We start from the raw sequence: 18,290 nt of genomic DNA, 5'->3' as shown, positions 1-18,290 counted from the left end.
GCTTGGGCGGGGACAGGTCGTGCTCGCGGGCCAGCTCGAGCGCGGTCGCCTCACCGCTGACATAGCGACGCACGACCTCGAGCTTGAACTCGAAGGTGAACGACCGTCTGTCCGGCTTGTCCATCAGCGCTCCCGCGCTCCACAACCTCCAACGATCGTGCAAGCGTCGCACCGCCGCCGCGGACACCTCCAACCGGGTCGCGACAGCATCTCTGCCATACCCGGCCTCGAACAACGCAACAGCGGACTCCCGCTGCTGCTCAGACAACGAACTCTGTGGACGCAACGAACCACTCCCCGGAGAGTCGGAACTGGATTCCCAGTCCAACTTCCGGGGAGCGGTTCATCCTCACGAACCGGCCCTTGGTCCGAGCCGAGTCGGATCAACGTGGTGCCGACCTACCAGCCGGTCACCTCGCGTAGTGGACGTCCGGCCAGGGAGGAGTGGCCATACCGGCCCCGATGTGGAAGCTCGGGTGCGGCGGCTGGTTGTAGGCGGTGTTCTGCCAGGCGATCGCGACCCGGTACTGGGGATCGTGCATCAGCGTCGGGATGCGGCGGTCGGTCTGGTTCGGCGTGCTGTAGATGCGCAGCGCCCGGTTGTCGCTGGTCGGCCAGACGACTTCCTCGCGCCAGTCGCCGAGGATGTCACCGGACAGCGACGGGGTGGACTTGGTGCCGTTGTTCGAGTGCACGTTCGACGCGGTGAGCAAGCGTGTGTCGCCAGCGGTGCCGTACTTGTCGATGCGGGTGCCGTCGAGCAGCTCACGGCTGGGATCGTCGTCCCACCAGATCAGGAAGTTCGTCGACGACGGCTTGCGGCCGACCGTCTGTCCCCTCGTGTTGTACAGCTGACTGTCCGCGCTCGACCACGACTCGGCACCGGGGCTGCCCGCGTAGATGTCCCCGGACACACCGCGGCCGTTGTCGCCCGCCGGCGCGGTCCGCCAGAGGACCTGACCAGTACGGGCGTCAGCGAACCACGAGCCCGGCTGGCTGCCGTCCTCCGACACCTTGTAGTACTCGAGTCCGGGGCGGGACGGGTCGAGATCGCCCAGATGGGCCGCGTCGCCGTGACCGAAGCGGGTGTTCCACAGACCGCCGCCGTTGTCGTCTACGGCCGCCGCGCCGTAGACGATCTCGTCGCGGCCATCGGCATCCACGTCACCGATGGTCAGCGCGTGGTTGCCCTGTCCCGCATAGGTTCCGTTCCCGGAGGCGTTCGAGTCGAACGTCCACCGCTTGACCAGCTGGCCGTTGCGGAAGTCCCACGCCGCGATCACCGCCCGCGTGTAGTAGCCGCGAGCCATGATCAGCGACGGGCGAGCACCGTCGAGGTAGGCGGTACCCGCGAGGAACCGGTCGACGCGATTGCCGTAGCTGTCGCCCCACGACGCCACGTTGCCGCGCGGTGGGTCGTAGCTGACGGTGGACAGCGCGGCACCGGTGAGACCGCTGAACATCGTCAGGAACTCCGGTCCTGCCAGCACGTAGCCCTCGCCGTTGCGGTAGTCCGCCGAGGCGTTGCCGATGACCGTTCCCCGGCCGTCACGGGTGCCGTCGGCGGTCTTCATCGCGATTTCGGCGCGGCCGTCACCGTCGTAGTCGTAGACCTGGAACTGGGTGTAGTGCGCGCCGGAGCGGATGTTGCGGCCCAGGTCGATCCGCCACAACCGGGTGCCGTCGAGACGGTAGGCGTCGATGAAGGTGTTGTCGGTGACGCCGGCCTGCGCGTTGTCCTTGGCGTTGTCGGGATACCACTTCAGGAAGATCTCGTACTGGCCGTCGCCGTCCACGTCACCCACGCTGGCGTCGTTCGCGCTGTACCCGTTGCCCGGTGGCGAGATCGGTACATCGAAATAGCCCGCTGCGAATGACAGCGATGCGGGTGACGCCGGCTGTTCAACGCCGTTGACGACCGGCCTTACGGTGTAAGACGCACCGGAAGGACCACCGGCGTCGAGGTAGTTGGTGGATGCCGTGATCGGTGCCGAGTTGAGCTTCGTCCCACTGCGGTAGACGTTGAACCCGGTGTCGCGCGCGTCCCCGGCGAGCAACCGCCAGCTCACCAGGTTCCCACTGCCCGAGCGCACGCTCACCACACCGCGGTCCAGCCGCTCCACCTGCTTGCGCCCGGAAGGATCACCTGGTTCCGGACCAGGGTCCGTGCTGGTCGTGGTTGTGGTGGTGGGAGTGGGTTCGGCACCGCCTGTGCACAGCGTTCCGTTGAGCGTGAAAGCGCTCGGCTTGCCGACATCAGAACCGGAAACCGTGCCGTTGAAACCGAACGACGCCGTGCCACCGGTGGGAATCTCGCGATTCCAGTCCACATTGGATGCCGTTACGTCCGCTCCGGAAGCCGAGAACGTCGCGTTCCACCCCTGTCCGTACCGCTCTGAGCCGGGGAATGTCCACGCCAAGCGCCAGCCGCTGATCGGATCACCGCCGTTCTTGATCGTGACGTTGGCGGAGAACCCGCCCTCCCACTTGTTCTGCACCACGTAGTCGACTTCGCAGCCGGGAGCGGCCGAGGCCAGGCCCGCCGCCGTGAAGCCTCCCGCGACCACGATGGCCGCCGCTCCCGCGGCCATCGCGCGCACGCCACCATTGCTGAGCACCGTTGCTCCTCCGCTGTGGTTCTGGGAGCGTTCCCAGATTTCGTGCTTTCATGACAGCAGCAACCGGGGAGGCAGGTCAACGGTCGATGCGGTTCATTCGACAGTCATCGACGGCGCGTTTGGTAAGCGCTTTCCGAATTGCGGGCCGTCGGCCTGAACGTGGTCTCAAGGGCCAGCTGCGAGTTCGAGGGTGGCAAGCTCGGTTCGTGCGCTGACTCCGAGTTTGGGGAATGCCTTGTAGAGGTGGTATCCGACAGTGCGCGGGCTGAGGAACAACTGCGCTGCGATGTCCCGGTTGGACAGTCCGCGTGCGGCGAGGCGAATGATCTTCCGTTCCTGCGGGGTGAGCACCGCGAGAGCGCCGTCCGCGGTCTCGGGCTTCGGCACGACTTCCCCGGCGGCCTCGAGCTCTGTGCCGGCTCGCTCCACCCACGGCGTGGCGCCAAGCCTGTGGAACGTCTCGAACGCGTCGCGGAGCTGGGCTCTGGCTTCGGACTTGCGGCGCATCCGGCGCAGCCATTCGCCGTAGAGCAGAGCCGTTCGCGCGCGTTCGAACTGCCGGTCAGCGGGGTGGAGGCGCAGCGCGGCCCGGTACAGGTCGTCGGCCTCGGCTTCGGGCGCGAGCAGTGCGCGGCAGCGCTGGACGTGCGCGTCGATCCACGTCCTCCCGGCGTGGTGTGCCCAGTCCGTGAGCCGGGCGAGCGGCTGGTGGACGTCGGCCGTGCGGCCGAGCCGTGCCGCCGCCTCGATCAGGTCGGGGATGCTGCGCAGACCCGGGAGCTGGTGCCGAACCGGTCCTTTGTGGAGTGCCGTCAGGCGGGTGAGGGCGGACTCCCAGCGGGCGTGGCCGAGGTCGAGCAGGGCCAGGGCCCACTGCGCCCAGGACATGCCGGGCGGGGGTGCGCCGGGTTCCGGCGCGGTGAGCGCGTCGTCGGCGAAGGCGTGGCAGCGCCGCTCGTCACCCGACACCGCCGCGAGGTAGGCCAGCACGCCGCTGGTTTCGGCGATCCACTGCCGGTGGCCGAGCTCCTGTGCGATGTTCAGCGCCTGGCTCGCCTCGTCCCAGGCGTCGGTGTGGCGGCCGAGGAAGGTCGAGGATCGGGCGACGCACGCCAGCACCGGCGGTGTCCGGCCGAGCCGGCCCTGGTCGCGGCACCGGGTGAGGAGCTCGTGGGCCACCCGGTGTGCCTCGTCGTCCTGGCCGACGGCTTGGAGGCTGGTGGCGCCGACGAGGAGGGTGTCGTGCGGGCCACCGAACCCGGTCCGCCGGGCGTCCGCGATCCGCCTCGTGAGGGCGTCCGGGTCTTCCTGGCCGATGGCGGACCGCACGGCGCAGGTCAGCAGGCGGGCGACGTGGGTGAGCGGATCGCCGGGAGGCAACGGCAGGGCGTCCAGCCGGTTCGCGGTGCCCGCGATCTCGTCCTCCCCGAGGTACCAGGTGGCGTGCACCGCGTCGAGCAGCAGGTGGGCGGCCAGCGACGGGTCGGTGGTCCGCGTGAGATCGGCTGCCTCGGTCAGCAGCCGGCGAGCGGTGCGGAGCAAGCCGTGGTGGAACGCCGCGGTGGCGCGAACCCGGATGGCGCGGACGGTCAAGGCCGGGTCGCCGGTGCCCGTGGCGCCGCGACCGGCGAGCTCGGCCATGCGTTCGACGTCGCCTTCCTCGGCGGCCGCTTCGGCGGCCAGCACGTGGCGGCGGGCGTGGTCCACGCCGGGCGGCGTCAGCTGCGCGGCCCGTTCGTAGGCCGCCGATGCGGCGGCGTACCCGCTGCGCGCGACGGCCCGTTGAGCGGTGCTCTCCAGTTCCGCGGCCACCTGCTCGTCGGGGCCGGTGGCGACCAGCGCGTGGTGCCAGGCCCGCCGGTCGGCGTCCTCCGGCTGGTCGAGGGCGTCAGCGAGTGCGGTGTGCACGACGAGGCGGAGGCTGACCGGCGCGGCCTGGTAGACGGCTGATCGCACGAGGGGGTGCCGGAAGCGCACGGTGAGGTCGTCCAGCTCGATCAGCCGAGCGGTTTCCGCGGGCACCAGGTCTGCCGGGCGGCAGCCGAGCGTGGCGGCGGCGCGCAGGACGACGCCGCGGTCACCGGTGTCCTCGGCGGCCGCGACCAGGAGCAGGTGCCGGCTCGGCTCGGGTAGCCGCCGCACCTGGTCGAGGAACGCCGCCTGGACGGTGGCCGTCATCGGCAGGACGTGACGGCCACCGGACGGCCGGTGGGAGGCGAGGGCGGCCGGCAGTTCGAGCAGGGCGAGCGGGTTGCCCCGCGCCTGCGCCAGCACCCGGTACCGGTCGGTGGGGGACAGCGTGGCGGCGTGCTCGGCCAGCAGTCCGGCGGCGGCGGGCGCGTCGAGCCCGGTCAGCGCCATCCTGGCCAGTCCGGGCGCCTCGAAGCCGGGGCGGGCGGCGACGATCAGGGCGATGCCCTCGGTGTCGAGCCGGCGCGCGGCGAACAGCAGGGCCTCTGCCGACGCCCGGTCCAGCCATTGTGCGTCATCGACCAGGCACAGCACGGGCTTTCCGTCGGCGAACTCGGCGAGCAGGGAGAGGACGGCGAGGCCGACGAGCATGCGGTCGCCCGGTTCGGCCTGAGCGAGCCCGAAGGCCCCTCGCAAGGCACGCGCCTGCGGGGCGGGCAGGGCGTCGGCCCGGTCGAGAGCGGGGCGCAGCAGCAGGTGCAGGCCGGCGAACGGCAGGTGCGCCTCGGACTCGATCCCGGTGCTGCGCATGATCCGCCACCCGCCGGCCGCCGAGGCGGCGTGCTCCAGCAGCGCGGTCTTGCCGATGCCCGCTTCCCCGGTGACGAGCAGGCACCCGCTCCGACCTGTCCGGCAGTCCGCCAGCAACCGGTCGATGACCGATGTTTCCTTCCCCCGCCCGTGCAACACGGGGCGACAGTACTTAAACCGACCGGCGGTCCCCGGACCGAACTACCGGGATGTGACAGATTCCGCACCTCGTCCCCGGCCGTAGCTTGGTCCCAAGAGCACGGTGGCCGGGGGAGAACGACCATGTCCGACATCGACGAGCTGGTCAGGCGGTACCTGGCGAGCCGGAACGACCGCGACCCGGCCAGGTCGTCATGGTCACCGAGCGGAGCCGCCTGCGCCGCGCCACGGTTTCCTCGACCCCGTGCCCGCACCCGTCCCTTCATCAGGAGCTCGACGTTGACACCCGATCCGATGACCCTCCACCCGCTGCCCGCGCACGACCGGGTGGTGTTCCTGAAACCGCTGATCAGCTCGCCGAAGATCGATGTGGGGGAGTACACCTACTACGACGACCCGGACAGCGCCACGGAGTTCGAGCACCGCAACGTGCTCTACGCCTACGGCCCCGAACGGCTGGTCATCGGCAGGTACTGCGCCATCGCCACCGACACCCGGTTCCTGATGGCCGGCGCGGAACACCCCACGATGGGAGTGTCCACCTACCCGTTCACCATGTTCGGCGGCGAATGGGCGGAGAAGACCCTCGACATCGTCACCGGCATGCCCAGCCGCGGCGACACCGTGATCGGCAACGACGTCTGGTTCGGCCACCACGCCACCGTCATGCCCGGCGTGACCATCGGCGACGGAGCCGTCGTCGCGACAGGCGCCGTGGTCACCGCGGACGTTCCGCCGTACACCGTCGTCGGCGGCAACCCGGCCAAGGCGATCCGCCGTCGCTTCGACGACGCCGACGTCGAGCTGCTGCGCCGAGCCGCCTGGTGGGACTGGCCGGTCGACCTCGTCACCGAGCACGCCCGCGTCATCATGGCGGGGACCCCTGCCGACATCGCCCGCATCGCTGAAGGAATCCGATGACATCCGTCCAGGAACACACCGTGCCCGGCGCAGGGCCGTACGCGATCACCACCGGCCCGGACGGCGCGCTCTGGTACACGCTGGTCCAGAGTGGACAAATCGGCCGGCTGGTGCCCGGCGGCGAGCCGGAGACCCACCAGCTCGACCCGGACTGCGGACCGACGATCCTCACCCCCGGCCCGGACGGCGCGTTGTGGTTCACCGAGTACCGGGCGCACCGGATCGGCCGGATCACCACCGATGGCCGGGTCACGGAGTTCCCGCTGCCCACACCGGAGTGCGGGCCGTTCGGCATCGCCGCCGGCCCCGATGGCGCGTTGTGGTTCACCGAGACCGCCGCCGGCCGCATCGGCCGCATCACCGGTGACGGGAAGGTCACCGAATTCCCGCTTCCGGCCGCCGGCGCGTTCCCGTCCGCCATCACCGCGGGCGCGGACGGCGGGATGTGGTTCACCCTGAACCAGGCCAACGCCATCGGCCGGATCGACGTGGACGGCACGGTCACCGTCCACCCGCTGCCGACCGAGGCCGCCGCACCGGTCGGGATCACCGCGGGGCCGGACGGGGCGCTGTGGTTCGTCGAGATCGCAGCCGGGCAGATCGGCCGGATCACCCCCGACGGCACGGTGACCGAGTTCCCGCTGCCCGACCGCACCGGCCGGCCGCACGCCATCACCCCCGGCGGCGACGGCAAGCTGTGGTTCACCGAATGGGGCGGCAACCGCGTCGGGTCCATCACCACCGACGGCGTGATCGAGACCCACGACCTGCCCACCCCCGGCTCCGAACCGCACGGCATCGTCCTCGGCCCCGACCGTGCACTGTGGACGGCGCTGGAAACCGGTGCACTCGCCCGAGTCAGCGGCTGACCGTAGAAGGACCACATGACCCACCAACCATCTCCCGACGCGAGCGCCGAGTTCGACCGACAGGTCGGCAACCTCGTCGAACGGGACTACCCGGCCATGGCCGGGTAGTCCCCGGCACGATTCGACGCACTCGTCACGCCTCTGCGCGACCTCGCCGGCAACCTCGAAGGCCGGCGGTGCGAGCCGGACACCGGCCACGTCCCGTTCCTGCTCGTGGTCACCCGGCAGGTCGTGCCCGTCGAACAGACCATGCCCCGCACCACCCTGCACGGCAAGGACGAGCCCGGGTTCGTCGACCGTTCGTTCGAACCCGGTGCGCTCCAGCGATTCGTCGCCACGCAGACCGGAGTCTCCGACCACCACGCCTACCTGCTCGTCGATGTCGAACGTGGCGAGGAGTTCTGAGGCGCCGTGCCCAACGACGCCATGACCACCATCGCCGCCAGGGGCAGGACCCTGCTCACCATCGGGGAAGGGATCGCGCTGATCACCCACTTCCTCGAGGTCCTGGTCAAGAACAAGTGCTTCTCCCTCGGCGGATCTCGCTGTGGCGACCGCCGAGTTCCCGCCATCTGGATCAGCCGGCACGCGCCAAACCGGGCTGGTGCTGGGAAGGCAACCCCCACACCTGGCTCGGCATGGCCTCAGCCCGCGACCGCCGTCTCTGACCGATCCCGCGTCGTGGCATACCGACAAAGGCCGGACCGCCGGTCGCAGCGCACACCACCGACCCGTGCTCGGGCCCGCGTGGACCTCGGTGCACGCTCGCCCGGTCATGTGGGCGGGGCCACCTCTTCGGCCTTTCGCCGCATGAAAGTCCTGGCCTGGCCGACCAGTTGGTGCGGCGCGTCGGGGGCGAAGCTGGCGACGAGGTTGTCCGCCGACGCGCGGCCGGCCGCCTCGGCGCGGGAGAACATCGCCGTCTCGTACGTGGTGAGCGCGAGTTCCACGTCGGAGTGGTCCGCCAGCGCGGCGCCGAGCTCCGCGGCGTCGAGCAACGCGAGGTTCGCTCCCTGCCCGGCGAACGGGGACATCACGTGCGCCGCGTCGCCGAGCAGGGTCACGCCGGGGGTCCGCGCCCACCTCAGCCCCACCGGAAGAGCGTGGATCGGCCGTGGAACCAGGGGTCCCTCACCCTCGCCGATCAGCGCGCGGAGGCCGGGCGCGAAGTCGTGAAAGATCTCCAGCAGCCGCTGACGAGTGCCGGCCGGATCGGTGGGATCGACGACCGTGTGCGCCCAGCTTTCGTCGCCGCGGACCGCGAAGTACGTTCTGATCATGCCGCCACCGTTGCGCTGGGCGATGATCCCGCGGCCTTCCGCGAGGGCGTACATCGACCCCGGGCCGACCAGGTGCGCCGCCTCACGATGCCTCTCGTCGACATCGGTCAGTACGTCCTCGACGAAGTCGACGCCGGAGTGGACGGGGACCGCGTCCGTCAGCAGCGGGCGCACCTTCGACCAGGAGCCGTCGGCGCCCACCAGGACGTCGGCTTCCACGACTTCGCCGTTGTCCAAGGTGAGCTCCGTCCGTCCACCGCCGGGTCTCGGCACCGAGGCCACCTTCGCGTTCCAGCGGATCACGCCCTCGGGCAACGACTCGACCAGCAGCCGCCTCAGGTCACCGCGGTCCACCTCCGGCCGCACGCCGACACCGCCCTCGTACGCCTGGTCGAAGTGCACGACCCCGAACCGGTCGAGCAGGCGTGTCGTCTCTCCCGCGTCCCGCGCGATCGACCGGAACTCCTCGAACAGGCCGGCCTCGGCGAGTGCCCGCTGACCCGAGTCCGCGTTCAGGCCGGGCGTGCCGCCCGCATCGCGCGCCCGCGACGACGCGTCGAGCTCGTAGACCGCCGACGGGATCCCGCGCAGGTGCAGGATGCGGGCCAGGGCAAGACCGCCCAGACCACCCCCGACGATCGTCACGTGCCGTGCCAACTTCTCACCTTTTCCTCATCGTGGGCCGGCTTGTGCTCATCGCCGACCGGCTCGCCCGCCACCGTAGAAGCGCCCGGCCGGCGCGGCTTGAACAGGCGAGCCAGCCGGTGGGACTTCCGGGACAAGTGGTTGGATGGGCCGATGAACGCGTCCCGTCGCCACACGACACGGCCCGGGCCGGTCGACGCGGCACCGGGGTGCGCGCCGCGCTCGGCCGAACAGGTCGCGGCCGCCGGCGCACGTGTCCGGAGCCGTGACGCCCGAGTACAAGATGTTGTGGTGACGGACTTCCACACCCCGACGGGAGTGCGGGCGCGGACCTCTCCGGAGGACGAGACGGAGCTCCGGTTGTACGCGGTACGCCGAGGTGCCTGGACGCTGCGCTACGACCGTGCGGCGCTCCCGGTCCAGGCCGGCCAGTTCATGATCCATCGCGCCGGCGGCCTGGCCGGCTTCGAAGCGGACCCGCGGACCGCAGCGCGAACGATCGGGGTCCCCCTCGCCGAGATCGGCGGCTACCGCGGTGACGCGCCGATGACCAGACCGGCCACCGCACCCGAGGTGCGGCTCCTGCTGGCGCACGCGAGCCTGCTGCACGACACGATCGACGACCTCGAGGCCGCCGGCTTGTCCGCGGCCCGCAACGCGTTGGTCGAGCTCGCCAGGGGCGTGGTGCGCCAGTACGTCGACGACACCCAGCCCGGCCTGGCACCCGCCCTGGCACGGGCCGCCCGTGAACTCGCCGACCAGCGGCTCACCGACCACGAGCTGACACCCGGGCTGCTGGCACGCGAGTTGCACGTCTCAGTACGCACGCTCAGCCGCGCCTTCGCCGCCACCGGGGAGACGACGGCCGGCTACATCCGGCGCCGCCGCCTGGAAGAGGCACGCCGAGCCTTGACCGCCGGCCACACGGTTTCCGAGGTCGCGGCCCGATGGCGGTTCGCCGACAGCAGCCACTTCATCCGAGCCTTCCGCAAGCGCTACGACCAGACCCCCACCGAGTACATCTCCACCTGAGCGTTGACCTCGTGACCAACTCGAGGGTGGCAGTCTCAAGATCGACCGTGGTGGGTACGAGGACTGGATTTCGTCCCTGCTGTCGATCTGGCGTTCGTCTTCTTCGTCGTACGGTAGAGGCCCACGACAGAGCGGGCCCGTACCCGAGGGGTTGACGACGTGGCGAAGTACATGATCCTCATCTACGGCGACGCCGAGCAGTGGGACTCGATGACCGGTGAGCAGTGGGAGGCGCACAACGCCGGTCACGCGGCGTTCGCGGCGAAGGCCGGTACCCGCGTTCTCGACGGGCGGCAGCTCGAACCGGTTCCCACGGCCACGTCGCTGCGCGCGGACGCCCGCGGCCAGGTGCACACCACCGACGGGCCGTTCCTGGAGACCAAGGAAGGGCTCGGCGGGTACTACCTGGTCGAGGCGGCCGACCTGGACGAGGTGCTGGAGCTGGCGAGGCTGTTGCCCGAGCTGAACCACACGCACAGCGGCCTGGAGATCCGCCCGGTGGTCGAGCACGGGTGAGCGCCACCGAAGACGAGGTCGTCGCGGCGGTGGCCGAGGCCCACCGCCGCGACTGGGCCGGGGTGCTCGGCAGCACCGCCCAGCTGACCCGCGATCTCGACCTGGCCGAGGAGTGCGCGCAGGACGCGTACGCGCAAGCCCTGGAGACGTGGGGCGAGAGGGGCGTCCCGGACCGGCCGGGGGCCTGGCTGACCACCTGTGCCCGCAACCGGGCCCTCGACCTGATGCGCCGCGAGTCGGTGTTCCGCCGCAGGATGCCGCTGCTGGTCGCGGACGAGGTGGTGCCAGGGCCCGAGGACGCGTTGAACGACGATCGGCTGCGGCTCATCTTCACGTGCACCCACCCGGCCCTGTCTCCGGACGCGCGGGTGGCGCTGACGCTGCGTCTGGTCTGCGGCCTGTCCACGCCTGAGGTGGCCAGGGCGTTCCTGGTGCCGCCTGCCACCATGGCGGCCCGCATCACCCGTGCCAAGAAGAAGATCGCCGCGGCCCGGATCCCGTACCGGGTGCCGGGTCCCGACCAGTTGGAGGAGCGGGTCGGCGCCGTTCTGGAGGTCGTCCACCTCATCTTCACGACCGGGCACACCGCGCCGCTCGGTGCCCACCTGGTGCGCCGTGACCTGACCGACAGCGCGATCCGGCTGGCCCGCGTGTTGCACCTGTTCATGCCGGCCAACGCGGAGACCGGTGCGCTGCTCGCCCTGTTGCTGCTCAACGCGGCGCGGCAGGAGACCCGGACGACCGGCTCCGGGCGTCTGCTGCTCTTGTCCGAACAGGACCGTTCGCGCTGGGACCGGCAGCTCATCGGCGAGGGCCAGGCGCTGCTGACCGAGGCCCTGCGGCGGCGGCCACCGAGCCGGTACGCGCTGCAGGCCGCTATCGCCGCCCTGCACGCGGAAGCGCCGAGCTGGGCCGACACCGACTGGGCGGAGATCGTGGACATCTACGACGTCATGCTCCGGCTGTGGCCGTCGCCGGTGGTCGAGCTCAACCGCGCCGTCGCGGTCGGCCTGCGCGACGGGCCTCAAGCCGGACTGGACGCACTGGCACCGCTGCTCGCCGATCCGGTTCTGGCGACCTACGGCTACCTCAGCGCCGCGCGTGCCGAGTTCCTGCGCCGGCTGGAGAACTGGCCGCAGGCCGTGACCGCCTACGAGGAGGCGCTGACGCTCACCGACAACGAGGTCGAACGCGCCTTCCTCACCGAACGGCTCATCGAGGTTCGCGAAGGAGCCCTACGCCCTTCCTGCTGAGCCTGTCGACGAACCTCTCGTGGATGACGAGACCTTCGTCGCCGTGGTGTCAGCGCCCAGGAAGCCGGTGACGACGATCAAAGGCCCTCCTCTGCTCGATGATCGCCCAGCAAAGCCGAGCGGGCCCGATCGCACCATCGGATTACGCACACTTCTGTCGGTCGTCAGTCCCACTGCGTGCGGTCAGTGGACGTAGGGCCAGCCGCCGGAGTCGATCGCCAGCAGGTTGATGCCGAGCAAGGACGTGCCGTTGTTCGCGTAGTAGTGGTAGATGAGCACGTCGCCGTCGTTGTCCGCCAGCACGTCCTGGTGCCCGGGGCCGTGGATGCTGCCCTGGCCCGCGAGGACCTCGGTGCCGCCGCCGGAGGTCAGCGGGGTGCCGTTGCGGTCGTAGTAGGGGCCGGTGACGCTGGTGGAGCGGCCGACCATGACGCGGTAGGTGCTGGAAGCGCCCTGGCAGCAGCGGTCGAACGAGACGAAGAGGTAGTAGTAGCCGCCGCGCTTGACGATGTTCGGCGCCTCGATCGCGCCGCCGTTGCGGCCGGCGATGGCGCGGATCGTGGAGTCCGAGCGCAGGCCGGTCGACGAGTTGATCGCGATCATCTTGATGCCCGACCAGAAGGAGCCGAAGCTCAGCCACCAGCGGCCCTGGTCGTCGACGACCAGGTCGGGGTCGATGGCGTTGAAGTTGTCGCTGGTGCGCGTCTCGATGACGAGGCCGCGGTGGGTCCACGTGCCGGAGTTGCCGCTCGGGCTCGTCGCCAGGAAGATCGCCGAGCGGTTGGAGCCGAACGTCGAGGCCGAGTAGTACATCCAGTACTGGCCGTTGCGGTAGGAGATGTCCGGCGCCCAGAGGTTGCGGCTGTTCGCGGTGTAGGTGTCGGCCCACGGCGTGCCGTTGGGGAAGGCGGCGCCGGCGTTGCGGAACGCGATGCGGTCGGTGGAGGTCTTGAGCGCGATTCCGTTGCCGGTGTGCGCGATCAGGTAACTGCCGTCCGGGCGCTTGACCGCACTCGGGTCGTGCACGCCGATGTCACCGGTGACCCAGCCGGGGCCGGGGTAGGCCGCCGACGCGGATGGTGCCACCACGACGGTGACGACCAGGGCCAGCAGCGGTATCAGAACGCGTTTCATCGATGAGACCACGATGTCCTCGATTCCGGTGAGTGGTTGCGGTGGCGCGACTTGGTGCCGCAGCCGGTCGGCGGTGGCACCAAGTCGCCTGGTCACAGCCGCTGGAGTGCGAACCGCTGGTTGAGCCCGGAACCCGCGGCCCACTGGGAGATGCGCGCGCCGTCGGCCGTCGACTGCTCCCAGACGTCCATGGCGAGTCCGCTCTGCCGGTTGACGAAGCTCACCACGCCCAGTCCGTGGTCGGCCACCTGCCACTGCTGGCTCGGCGAGCCGGTGTCCGGCTGCTGGGTGATGTCGGCGCCGCTGTTCGAACCCGAGACCTGGAGCACGAGACCGCTGTGCCGGGCGCGGATCCGGTAGTGGCCGCCGCCGGAGTCGAGGAAGTCGAACACCTGGTTCAGCCCGCCCGTGGCGGACCACTGGATCGCGGCGGCGCCCGCCGCGGTGGACGCACCGTTGATGTCCACCAGCTTGCCGCTGTGCTGGGCGACGAGCCGGTAGTCCACACCGGTCTGCACCCCTCCGGTGCCGCCACCCGCGCTGCCGACCGGTTTGCGGGCGAGGGCCAGCGCCTGGCCGAGGTCCGGCAGCGGCTTCAACCGGTAGGTGTAGGAGAAGTCCCGGTTGGGGAAGAGCTTGTAGGTGTCGAGGGGGTGCGCGCCCCAGCTGTCGTTGCCGCCGACGCCCGTCTGCCGCAGGTTCAGCCGCAGCACGACGTCCTGCCGCCGGGTCAGCTGGTAGTCGTGCCGGACGCCCTTCGAGAGGTCCTCGGGGGTGAAGTGGGACGCGTTCACCTCCAGCGGCTGGTCGCCGCACGCGAGCAGGCCGCGGCCGCTGCTGTTGACCAGGGCGATCCAGCGGACGTCGGTCTTGTTGCCGTTCTCCTGTGGCCGCAGGTAGCCGGTCCACTGCTCGGCGACGGTCGAGGAGTACACGCCGACGTCGGAGCCGGTCTTGCGGTCCCAGTGGTTCTCGTGCGGGCCGCGGCCGTGGTAACGCAGCCGGGAGAGCTCATCCGGCAGGAACAACATCGTGCCGACCTCGGGGATGTAGGGCAGGTTCGGCGAACCGGGGTGCATCGTGTTGTCGACCTTGATTTCGCCGTTGCCGTAGACCGTGTACGTCATCGTGAACGTCGACGCGGTGCTGGTGGGCAGGGTGCCGCTCACGGTGATCCGCACTTCGCGGTCGGACGGCCGGTCGAGCACCACCCGGCTCACCGTGCGGTTGGCGCCCGCGTAGCGCCAGGTGGCGTTGCGGCTCGGGTGGCCGTTGCCGACGTCGTTGTCGGTCGGCCCCCGCCAGAAGTTGGGCACCGGTCCCGAACTGAGCAGCCGCATGCCCATCGCCTCGTAGGACGTGATCACGCCGGAGGACTTCGCTACCGTGACGGTGAAATCCTGCCCGGTGACGGTGATGCGGTCACCGGTCTCGGTGGCGGACAGCACCGGCACGGAGGTCACCGGTACCGGAACGACCGGCGGGCTGCCGAGGTTGACCGGCAGCTGTTGCTTGGCCACCTCGAAACCGGCGCTCGCCCACGGGGTCGCCGTCCGCAGCTTGAACGACAGCTGCAGGAAGTGTTCCTCACCCGGCGCGGGGTTGGCCGGGCGCTGGACCGGTAGCTGCACGGTCTTGGCCGACAGCGGCGCGATGTCGGCCTGCGCCGCGGAGAGCTGTCCACTTTGGATGACCGTGCCGTCGGCGACCAGTGCCCACTCGGCGACGAACTCGTTGACGTTGGTGAACAGGTGTTCGTTGGTGATCCGGATGGTGTCGAACGAGCTCCCCGCCGCGACGTTGATCGCCTGGTAGACCTGCTTGACCTCGACGGCCTTGCCGCTGATGCGCCGGTCGGCCATCACGATGCCGTCGCCGCTGAACGCGCCGTCGTTCGGGTTGTCGCCCCAGTCCCCGCCATAAGCGAGGTACGTGACGCCGGTCGAGGTCTTCCAGGTGAGCGCCTGGTCGGCGAAGTCCCAGATCCAGCCGCCCTGCAGGACGGGGTTGGCCCGGATGACGTCCCAGTACTCCTTCAGGTTGCCGGTGGAGTTGCCCATGCTGTGGGCGTACTCGATCATCACGTACGGCCGGGTGTCGGAGGTGTTGCGCGCGCGGTTCTGCACCCCGGCGGGGCTTTCGTACATCGCGGACCGGATGTCGCTGACCTGGGGCCGGTTGTCGCCCTCGTACTGGATGACCCTCGTCGGGTCGGTCGCGCGGATCCAGTCGCGCATCGCGACGAAGTTGCTGCCGCCACCGGCCTCGTTTCCGAGCGACCACATGATCACCGAAGGGTGGTTCTTGTCCCGGTGCACCATCTGCGCGGCGCGGTCGAGCACGTTCGAGGTCCAGTCCGACCGCGACGCGGGGTAGCTGTCCCGGATGCCGTGGGTCTCCAGGTTGGTCTCGTCCAGCACGTACAGCCCGTACTCGTCGGTCAGGTCGTACCACAGCGTGTTGTTCGGGTAGTGCGACGTGCGGACCGAGTTGATGTTGAGCTGCTTCATCACGGTGATGTCGCGGACCATGTCCTCCCTGGTAAGCGCCGACCCGCGGTCCGGGTGCATCTCGTGCCTGTTGACGCCGCGCAACGACACCGGCTTGCCGTTGATCCGCATCAGGCCGTCCCTGAGGGCGAACTCGCGGAAGCCCACCCTGGCCGACACCGTCTGGACGACCGCGCCCGCCTGGTCCTTCAGCGACAGCACAGCGGTGTAGAGGTTCGGGTGCTCGGCTGACCAGAGCGACGGTGCCTGCACCGCCTTCGAGCCGCGGCCGGTGACCTCCTGCCCCGGCGAGGGCGAGTTCACCGCCGTGCGCAACGGCTCCGGCCACACCGGTTGCCGGTTCCGGTCGTACAGCTGGGTCTCGACCGTGAACGTGCCCGTCTGCTGGCCACCGTTGTTGCGCACGACCACCGCCACGCCGAGGTCGGCGTTGGTGTAGTTGTCCCGCAACGGCGTGGTGATCGTGAAGTCGCGCAGGTGCACGGGAGGCAGCGAGTAGAGGAAGACCGGCCGGAAGATCCCGGACAGCCGGATCATGTCCTGGTCCTCCAGCCAGTCCCCGTCCGGGTACCGGAACACCTCGACCGCGACCAGGTTCGACCCCGCCCGCACGTGGTCGGTGACGTCGAACTCCGCAGGCGTGTAGGAACCCTCGCGGTACCCGACCTTCGTGCCGTTGACCCACAGGTAGAACCCGGACTTGACGCCCTCGAAGTGCAGGTGGACCCGCCGCCCCTGCCACGTGCTCGGGAGCGTGAACGTCCTGCGGTACTGGCCGACCGCGTTGACCCGTTGCGGCGCGAACGGCGGCTGCGCGTTCTCGTTCTGGCCGTTGCCTCCCCACCACGGGTAGGTGATGTTGACGTAGATCGGGTTGTCGTAGCCGTGCAGCTGCCAGTTGGCGGGCACCGGCAGGGTCGCCCACCCGCTGTCGTCGACGTCGGTCCGCCAGAAGTTCAGGTCGCGGTCGGCGGGTTTGGTGACGTGCTGGAACTTCCAGGTCCCCGTCAGGTCGAGCCGGAACGGCGACGCCGAGCGGTCGGCCGCCAGCGCCTGCTGGAGGTCGGCGTACGGCATGAGGGTCGAGTGCGCGGGCTGGGAGTTGACCTGGAAGATCCCGATGTTGTTGTTCCACTCGGGATACCCGTTGGGCGGGTCGGGCCACGCCGCCGCGGCCGGGGGCTCGGTGGTGGCGGCGGCCGGTCCGATCAGCGCGGGTGCGGCGAACGCCGCCAGGCCACCACCGAGGAGGGTGCGCCGGCGGATCGGGTGGGGGTGGGAACGCTCTTCTGGTTCGTGGGACACGGTTTCTCCTGGCTTTCGCCGGTCGGCAGGAGGGGTGGCGTCAGGCGGTGGCCCAGCGCTGGTCGGCGCTGCCCCGGCAGGTCGCCACGGTGACGGCCGCGCCGTTGGCCGTGCCACCGGAGGTGAGGCACAGTCCGGTGTGGACGCTCGTGACGGTCCCGCCGTCGAGGGTCCAGCTCTGGTTGGTGCCGCCGTGGCAGTCCCAGATCTGCACCCTGGCGCCGGAACCGGCGCCGGTGGGCACGTCGAGGCACTTGCCGACCACCTGCAACGCCTGACCGTTCCGGGTGAACTGCTGGTTGGGGTTGCCGTGGCAGTCCCAGGTGATCAGCTGGGACCCGTTGGCCGTGGCGGCGCCGGACACGTCGAGGCAGCGGCCGGAGGACTCGCCGCGCAACCGGAACGTGGTGGGGCCGGGAGTCGTGTCACCGGTGAAGAACTTCCACACCTCGGTCTTGACCCAGCTGCGGGCACCGCTCTCGCACCCGGCGCACCCGTCCACCGGTCCCTGCTGGTGACCGCCGTCGAACGGTGCCCACACCACCGGGTACCCGCTGCGGCAGCCCGAGTAGGTCGTGGTGATGTGCGTGTTGCTGCCCCGCGCGGGTTCCGGGGCGTTCTGCGCGGTGCAGCCGTTGTTGCGGACCCAGCGGTCGCGCTGGCTCCGGCCCGACCCGATGTTGTCGCTGATGCCGTGGATGCCCATGAACGCGACGGGAGCCGTGCCGCCGTCACATCCGCTGATCTCACCGGGTGAGGCGATCGCGACGATGGCGCGGAACACCGCCGGTCGGGAGCAGGCGAGCGAGATGCTCATCGCGCCGCCGTAGCTGAAGCCGAGCGAGAAGCGCTGCGTGGTGTCGACGCAGAGGTCGTTCTCGATGCGGCTGAGCATGTCGTCGACGAACCGGACGGCCTCGCCGCCGGAGTTGCCCCAGCCGTTGTTCAGCCCCTGTGGCGCGACGAAGATCGTCGAGTTGTTCGCCAGCCGCCGCAGGCCGTAGTGGGCGTAGACGTCACCGTCGCTGCCGCCGCCCGCCACCTGGCCGGCCGTGCCTCCGAGCCAGTGGAACCCGAAGACCAGCCGGTACTGGCGGGTGTTGTCGTAGTCGTCCGGGATGCTCAGGATGAACGAGCGGCTCTTGCCGCCGCTCTGGATGGTCTGGTCGCCGTTGCGCAGCGTGGGGGCCTTGCCGCAGCCGGCGGTGCCCGCGAGCACGGCCGGGTCGGCTTGGGCGGCACCGGCAACGGCACCGGAGAGGACCAGCGCGGCCGCCGCGATCAGCGACCACGCCCGTCGTTGGATGGTGTTGCGTCGCATCAGTTT

13 protein-coding genes and 1 pseudogene are annotated in these 18,290 nt (G+C 70.3%); 7 read left to right on the top strand and 7 right to left on the bottom strand.

Annotation, left to right across the window (positions count from 1 at the left end):
* From BLT23_RS42365 to BLT23_RS37505, 3 genes are all read right to left on the bottom strand, one after another.
* On the bottom strand, positions 1 to 124 hold a 124-nt coding region (locus tag BLT23_RS42365; protein WP_143036179.1), incomplete at its 3' end, for a transposase.
* 286 nt (positions 125 to 410) lie between these two features.
* The gene (locus BLT23_RS37510) at positions 411 to 2,618 is read right to left on the bottom strand and encodes a rhamnogalacturonan lyase family protein (RefSeq protein WP_281248959.1); all 2,208 of its coding nucleotides are present in this window, start codon (positions 2,616 to 2,618) and stop codon (positions 411 to 413) included.
* Between the two features lie 165 nt (positions 2,619 to 2,783).
* Positions 2,784 to 5,498 carry a helix-turn-helix transcriptional regulator gene (locus tag BLT23_RS37505; RefSeq protein ID WP_090059699.1) on the bottom strand — a complete coding sequence of 905 codons (2,715 nt, stop codon included), beginning with the start codon at positions 5,496 to 5,498 and terminating at the stop codon, positions 2,784 to 2,786.
* 279 nt (positions 5,499 to 5,777) lie between these two features.
* Between BLT23_RS37505 and BLT23_RS37500 the strand changes: the two genes are divergently transcribed.
* From BLT23_RS37500 to BLT23_RS42220, 4 genes and pseudogenes are all read left to right on the top strand, one after another.
* Positions 5,778 to 6,419: a CatB-related O-acetyltransferase gene (locus BLT23_RS37500; RefSeq protein ID WP_090059697.1), complete on the top strand. Its 642-nt coding sequence runs from the start codon at positions 5,778 to 5,780 to the stop codon at positions 6,417 to 6,419.
* The gene (locus tag BLT23_RS37495; RefSeq protein ID WP_090059696.1) at positions 6,416 to 7,288 is read left to right on the top strand and encodes a Vgb family protein; all 873 of its coding nucleotides are present in this window, start codon (positions 6,416 to 6,418) and stop codon (positions 7,286 to 7,288) included. Before BLT23_RS37500 ends, BLT23_RS37495 begins: the two co-directional genes overlap by 4 nt.
* Before the next feature lie 141 nt (positions 7,289 to 7,429).
* A pseudogene (locus BLT23_RS41950) lies at positions 7,430 to 7,870 on the top strand (DUF5701 family protein); the annotation flags it as partial.
* The gene (locus BLT23_RS42220) at positions 7,810 to 7,956 is read left to right on the top strand and encodes a DUF5701 family protein (RefSeq protein WP_342713737.1); all 147 of its coding nucleotides are present in this window, start codon (positions 7,810 to 7,812) and stop codon (positions 7,954 to 7,956) included. The pseudogene BLT23_RS41950 and the gene BLT23_RS42220, both read left to right, overlap by 61 nt.
* A 105-nt stretch (positions 7,957 to 8,061) precedes the next feature.
* Here the strand turns inward: BLT23_RS42220 and BLT23_RS37485 are convergent, their stop codons facing one another.
* On the bottom strand, positions 8,062 to 9,225 hold the full coding sequence (locus tag BLT23_RS37485) for an FAD-dependent oxidoreductase (RefSeq protein WP_090059694.1): 1,164 nt from the start codon (positions 9,223 to 9,225) through the stop codon (positions 8,062 to 8,064).
* A 279-nt stretch (positions 9,226 to 9,504) separates the two neighbouring features.
* On the opposite strand from BLT23_RS37485, the gene BLT23_RS41465 reads away from it, so the two are divergent.
* The 3 genes from BLT23_RS41465 (at position 9,505) to BLT23_RS37470 (ending at position 12,014) form a co-directional block, all read left to right on the top strand.
* Complete coding sequence (locus tag BLT23_RS41465; RefSeq protein WP_218133994.1) at positions 9,505 to 10,245, top strand: helix-turn-helix domain-containing protein; 741 nt, start codon at positions 9,505 to 9,507, stop codon at positions 10,243 to 10,245.
* A 159-nt stretch (positions 10,246 to 10,404) separates the two neighbouring features.
* Positions 10,405 to 10,761 (top strand): YciI family protein, encoded by a 357-nt coding sequence (locus tag BLT23_RS37475; protein ID WP_176947119.1) that lies wholly within the window; start codon positions 10,405 to 10,407, stop codon positions 10,759 to 10,761.
* Positions 10,758 to 12,014 (top strand): RNA polymerase sigma factor, encoded by a 1,257-nt coding sequence (locus BLT23_RS37470; RefSeq protein ID WP_090059693.1) that lies wholly within the window; start codon positions 10,758 to 10,760, stop codon positions 12,012 to 12,014. The genes BLT23_RS37475 and BLT23_RS37470 overlap by 4 nt, the downstream gene beginning before the upstream one ends.
* A gap of 183 nt (positions 12,015 to 12,197) precedes the next feature.
* On the opposite strand, the gene BLT23_RS37465 is transcribed toward BLT23_RS37470, so the two are convergent.
* From BLT23_RS37465 to BLT23_RS37455, 3 genes are all read right to left on the bottom strand, one after another.
* A complete protein-coding gene (locus tag BLT23_RS37465) occupies positions 12,198 to 13,148 on the bottom strand; it encodes an arabinan endo-1,5-alpha-L-arabinosidase (protein ID WP_090059691.1) in 951 nt (316 codons plus the stop codon).
* A 92-nt stretch (positions 13,149 to 13,240) separates the two neighbouring features.
* The gene (gene lacZ, locus BLT23_RS37460; RefSeq protein WP_090059689.1) at positions 13,241 to 16,963 is read right to left on the bottom strand and encodes a beta-galactosidase, LacZ type; all 3,723 of its coding nucleotides are present in this window, start codon (positions 16,961 to 16,963) and stop codon (positions 13,241 to 13,243) included.
* A gap of 40 nt (positions 16,964 to 17,003) precedes the next feature.
* Positions 17,004 to 18,284 (bottom strand): ricin-type beta-trefoil lectin domain protein, encoded by a 1,281-nt coding sequence (locus BLT23_RS37455; RefSeq protein ID WP_090059688.1) that lies wholly within the window; start codon positions 18,282 to 18,284, stop codon positions 17,004 to 17,006.
* Between the last annotated feature and the right edge of the window lie 6 nt (positions 18,285 to 18,290).

The organism is Lentzea fradiae (assembly GCF_900100955.1).
Classification (GTDB): domain Bacteria; phylum Actinomycetota; class Actinomycetes; order Mycobacteriales; family Pseudonocardiaceae; genus Lentzea; species Lentzea fradiae.
Note: the sequence above shows the minus strand (reverse complement) of the source record. Positions and strands in the feature narration are given on the sequence as shown.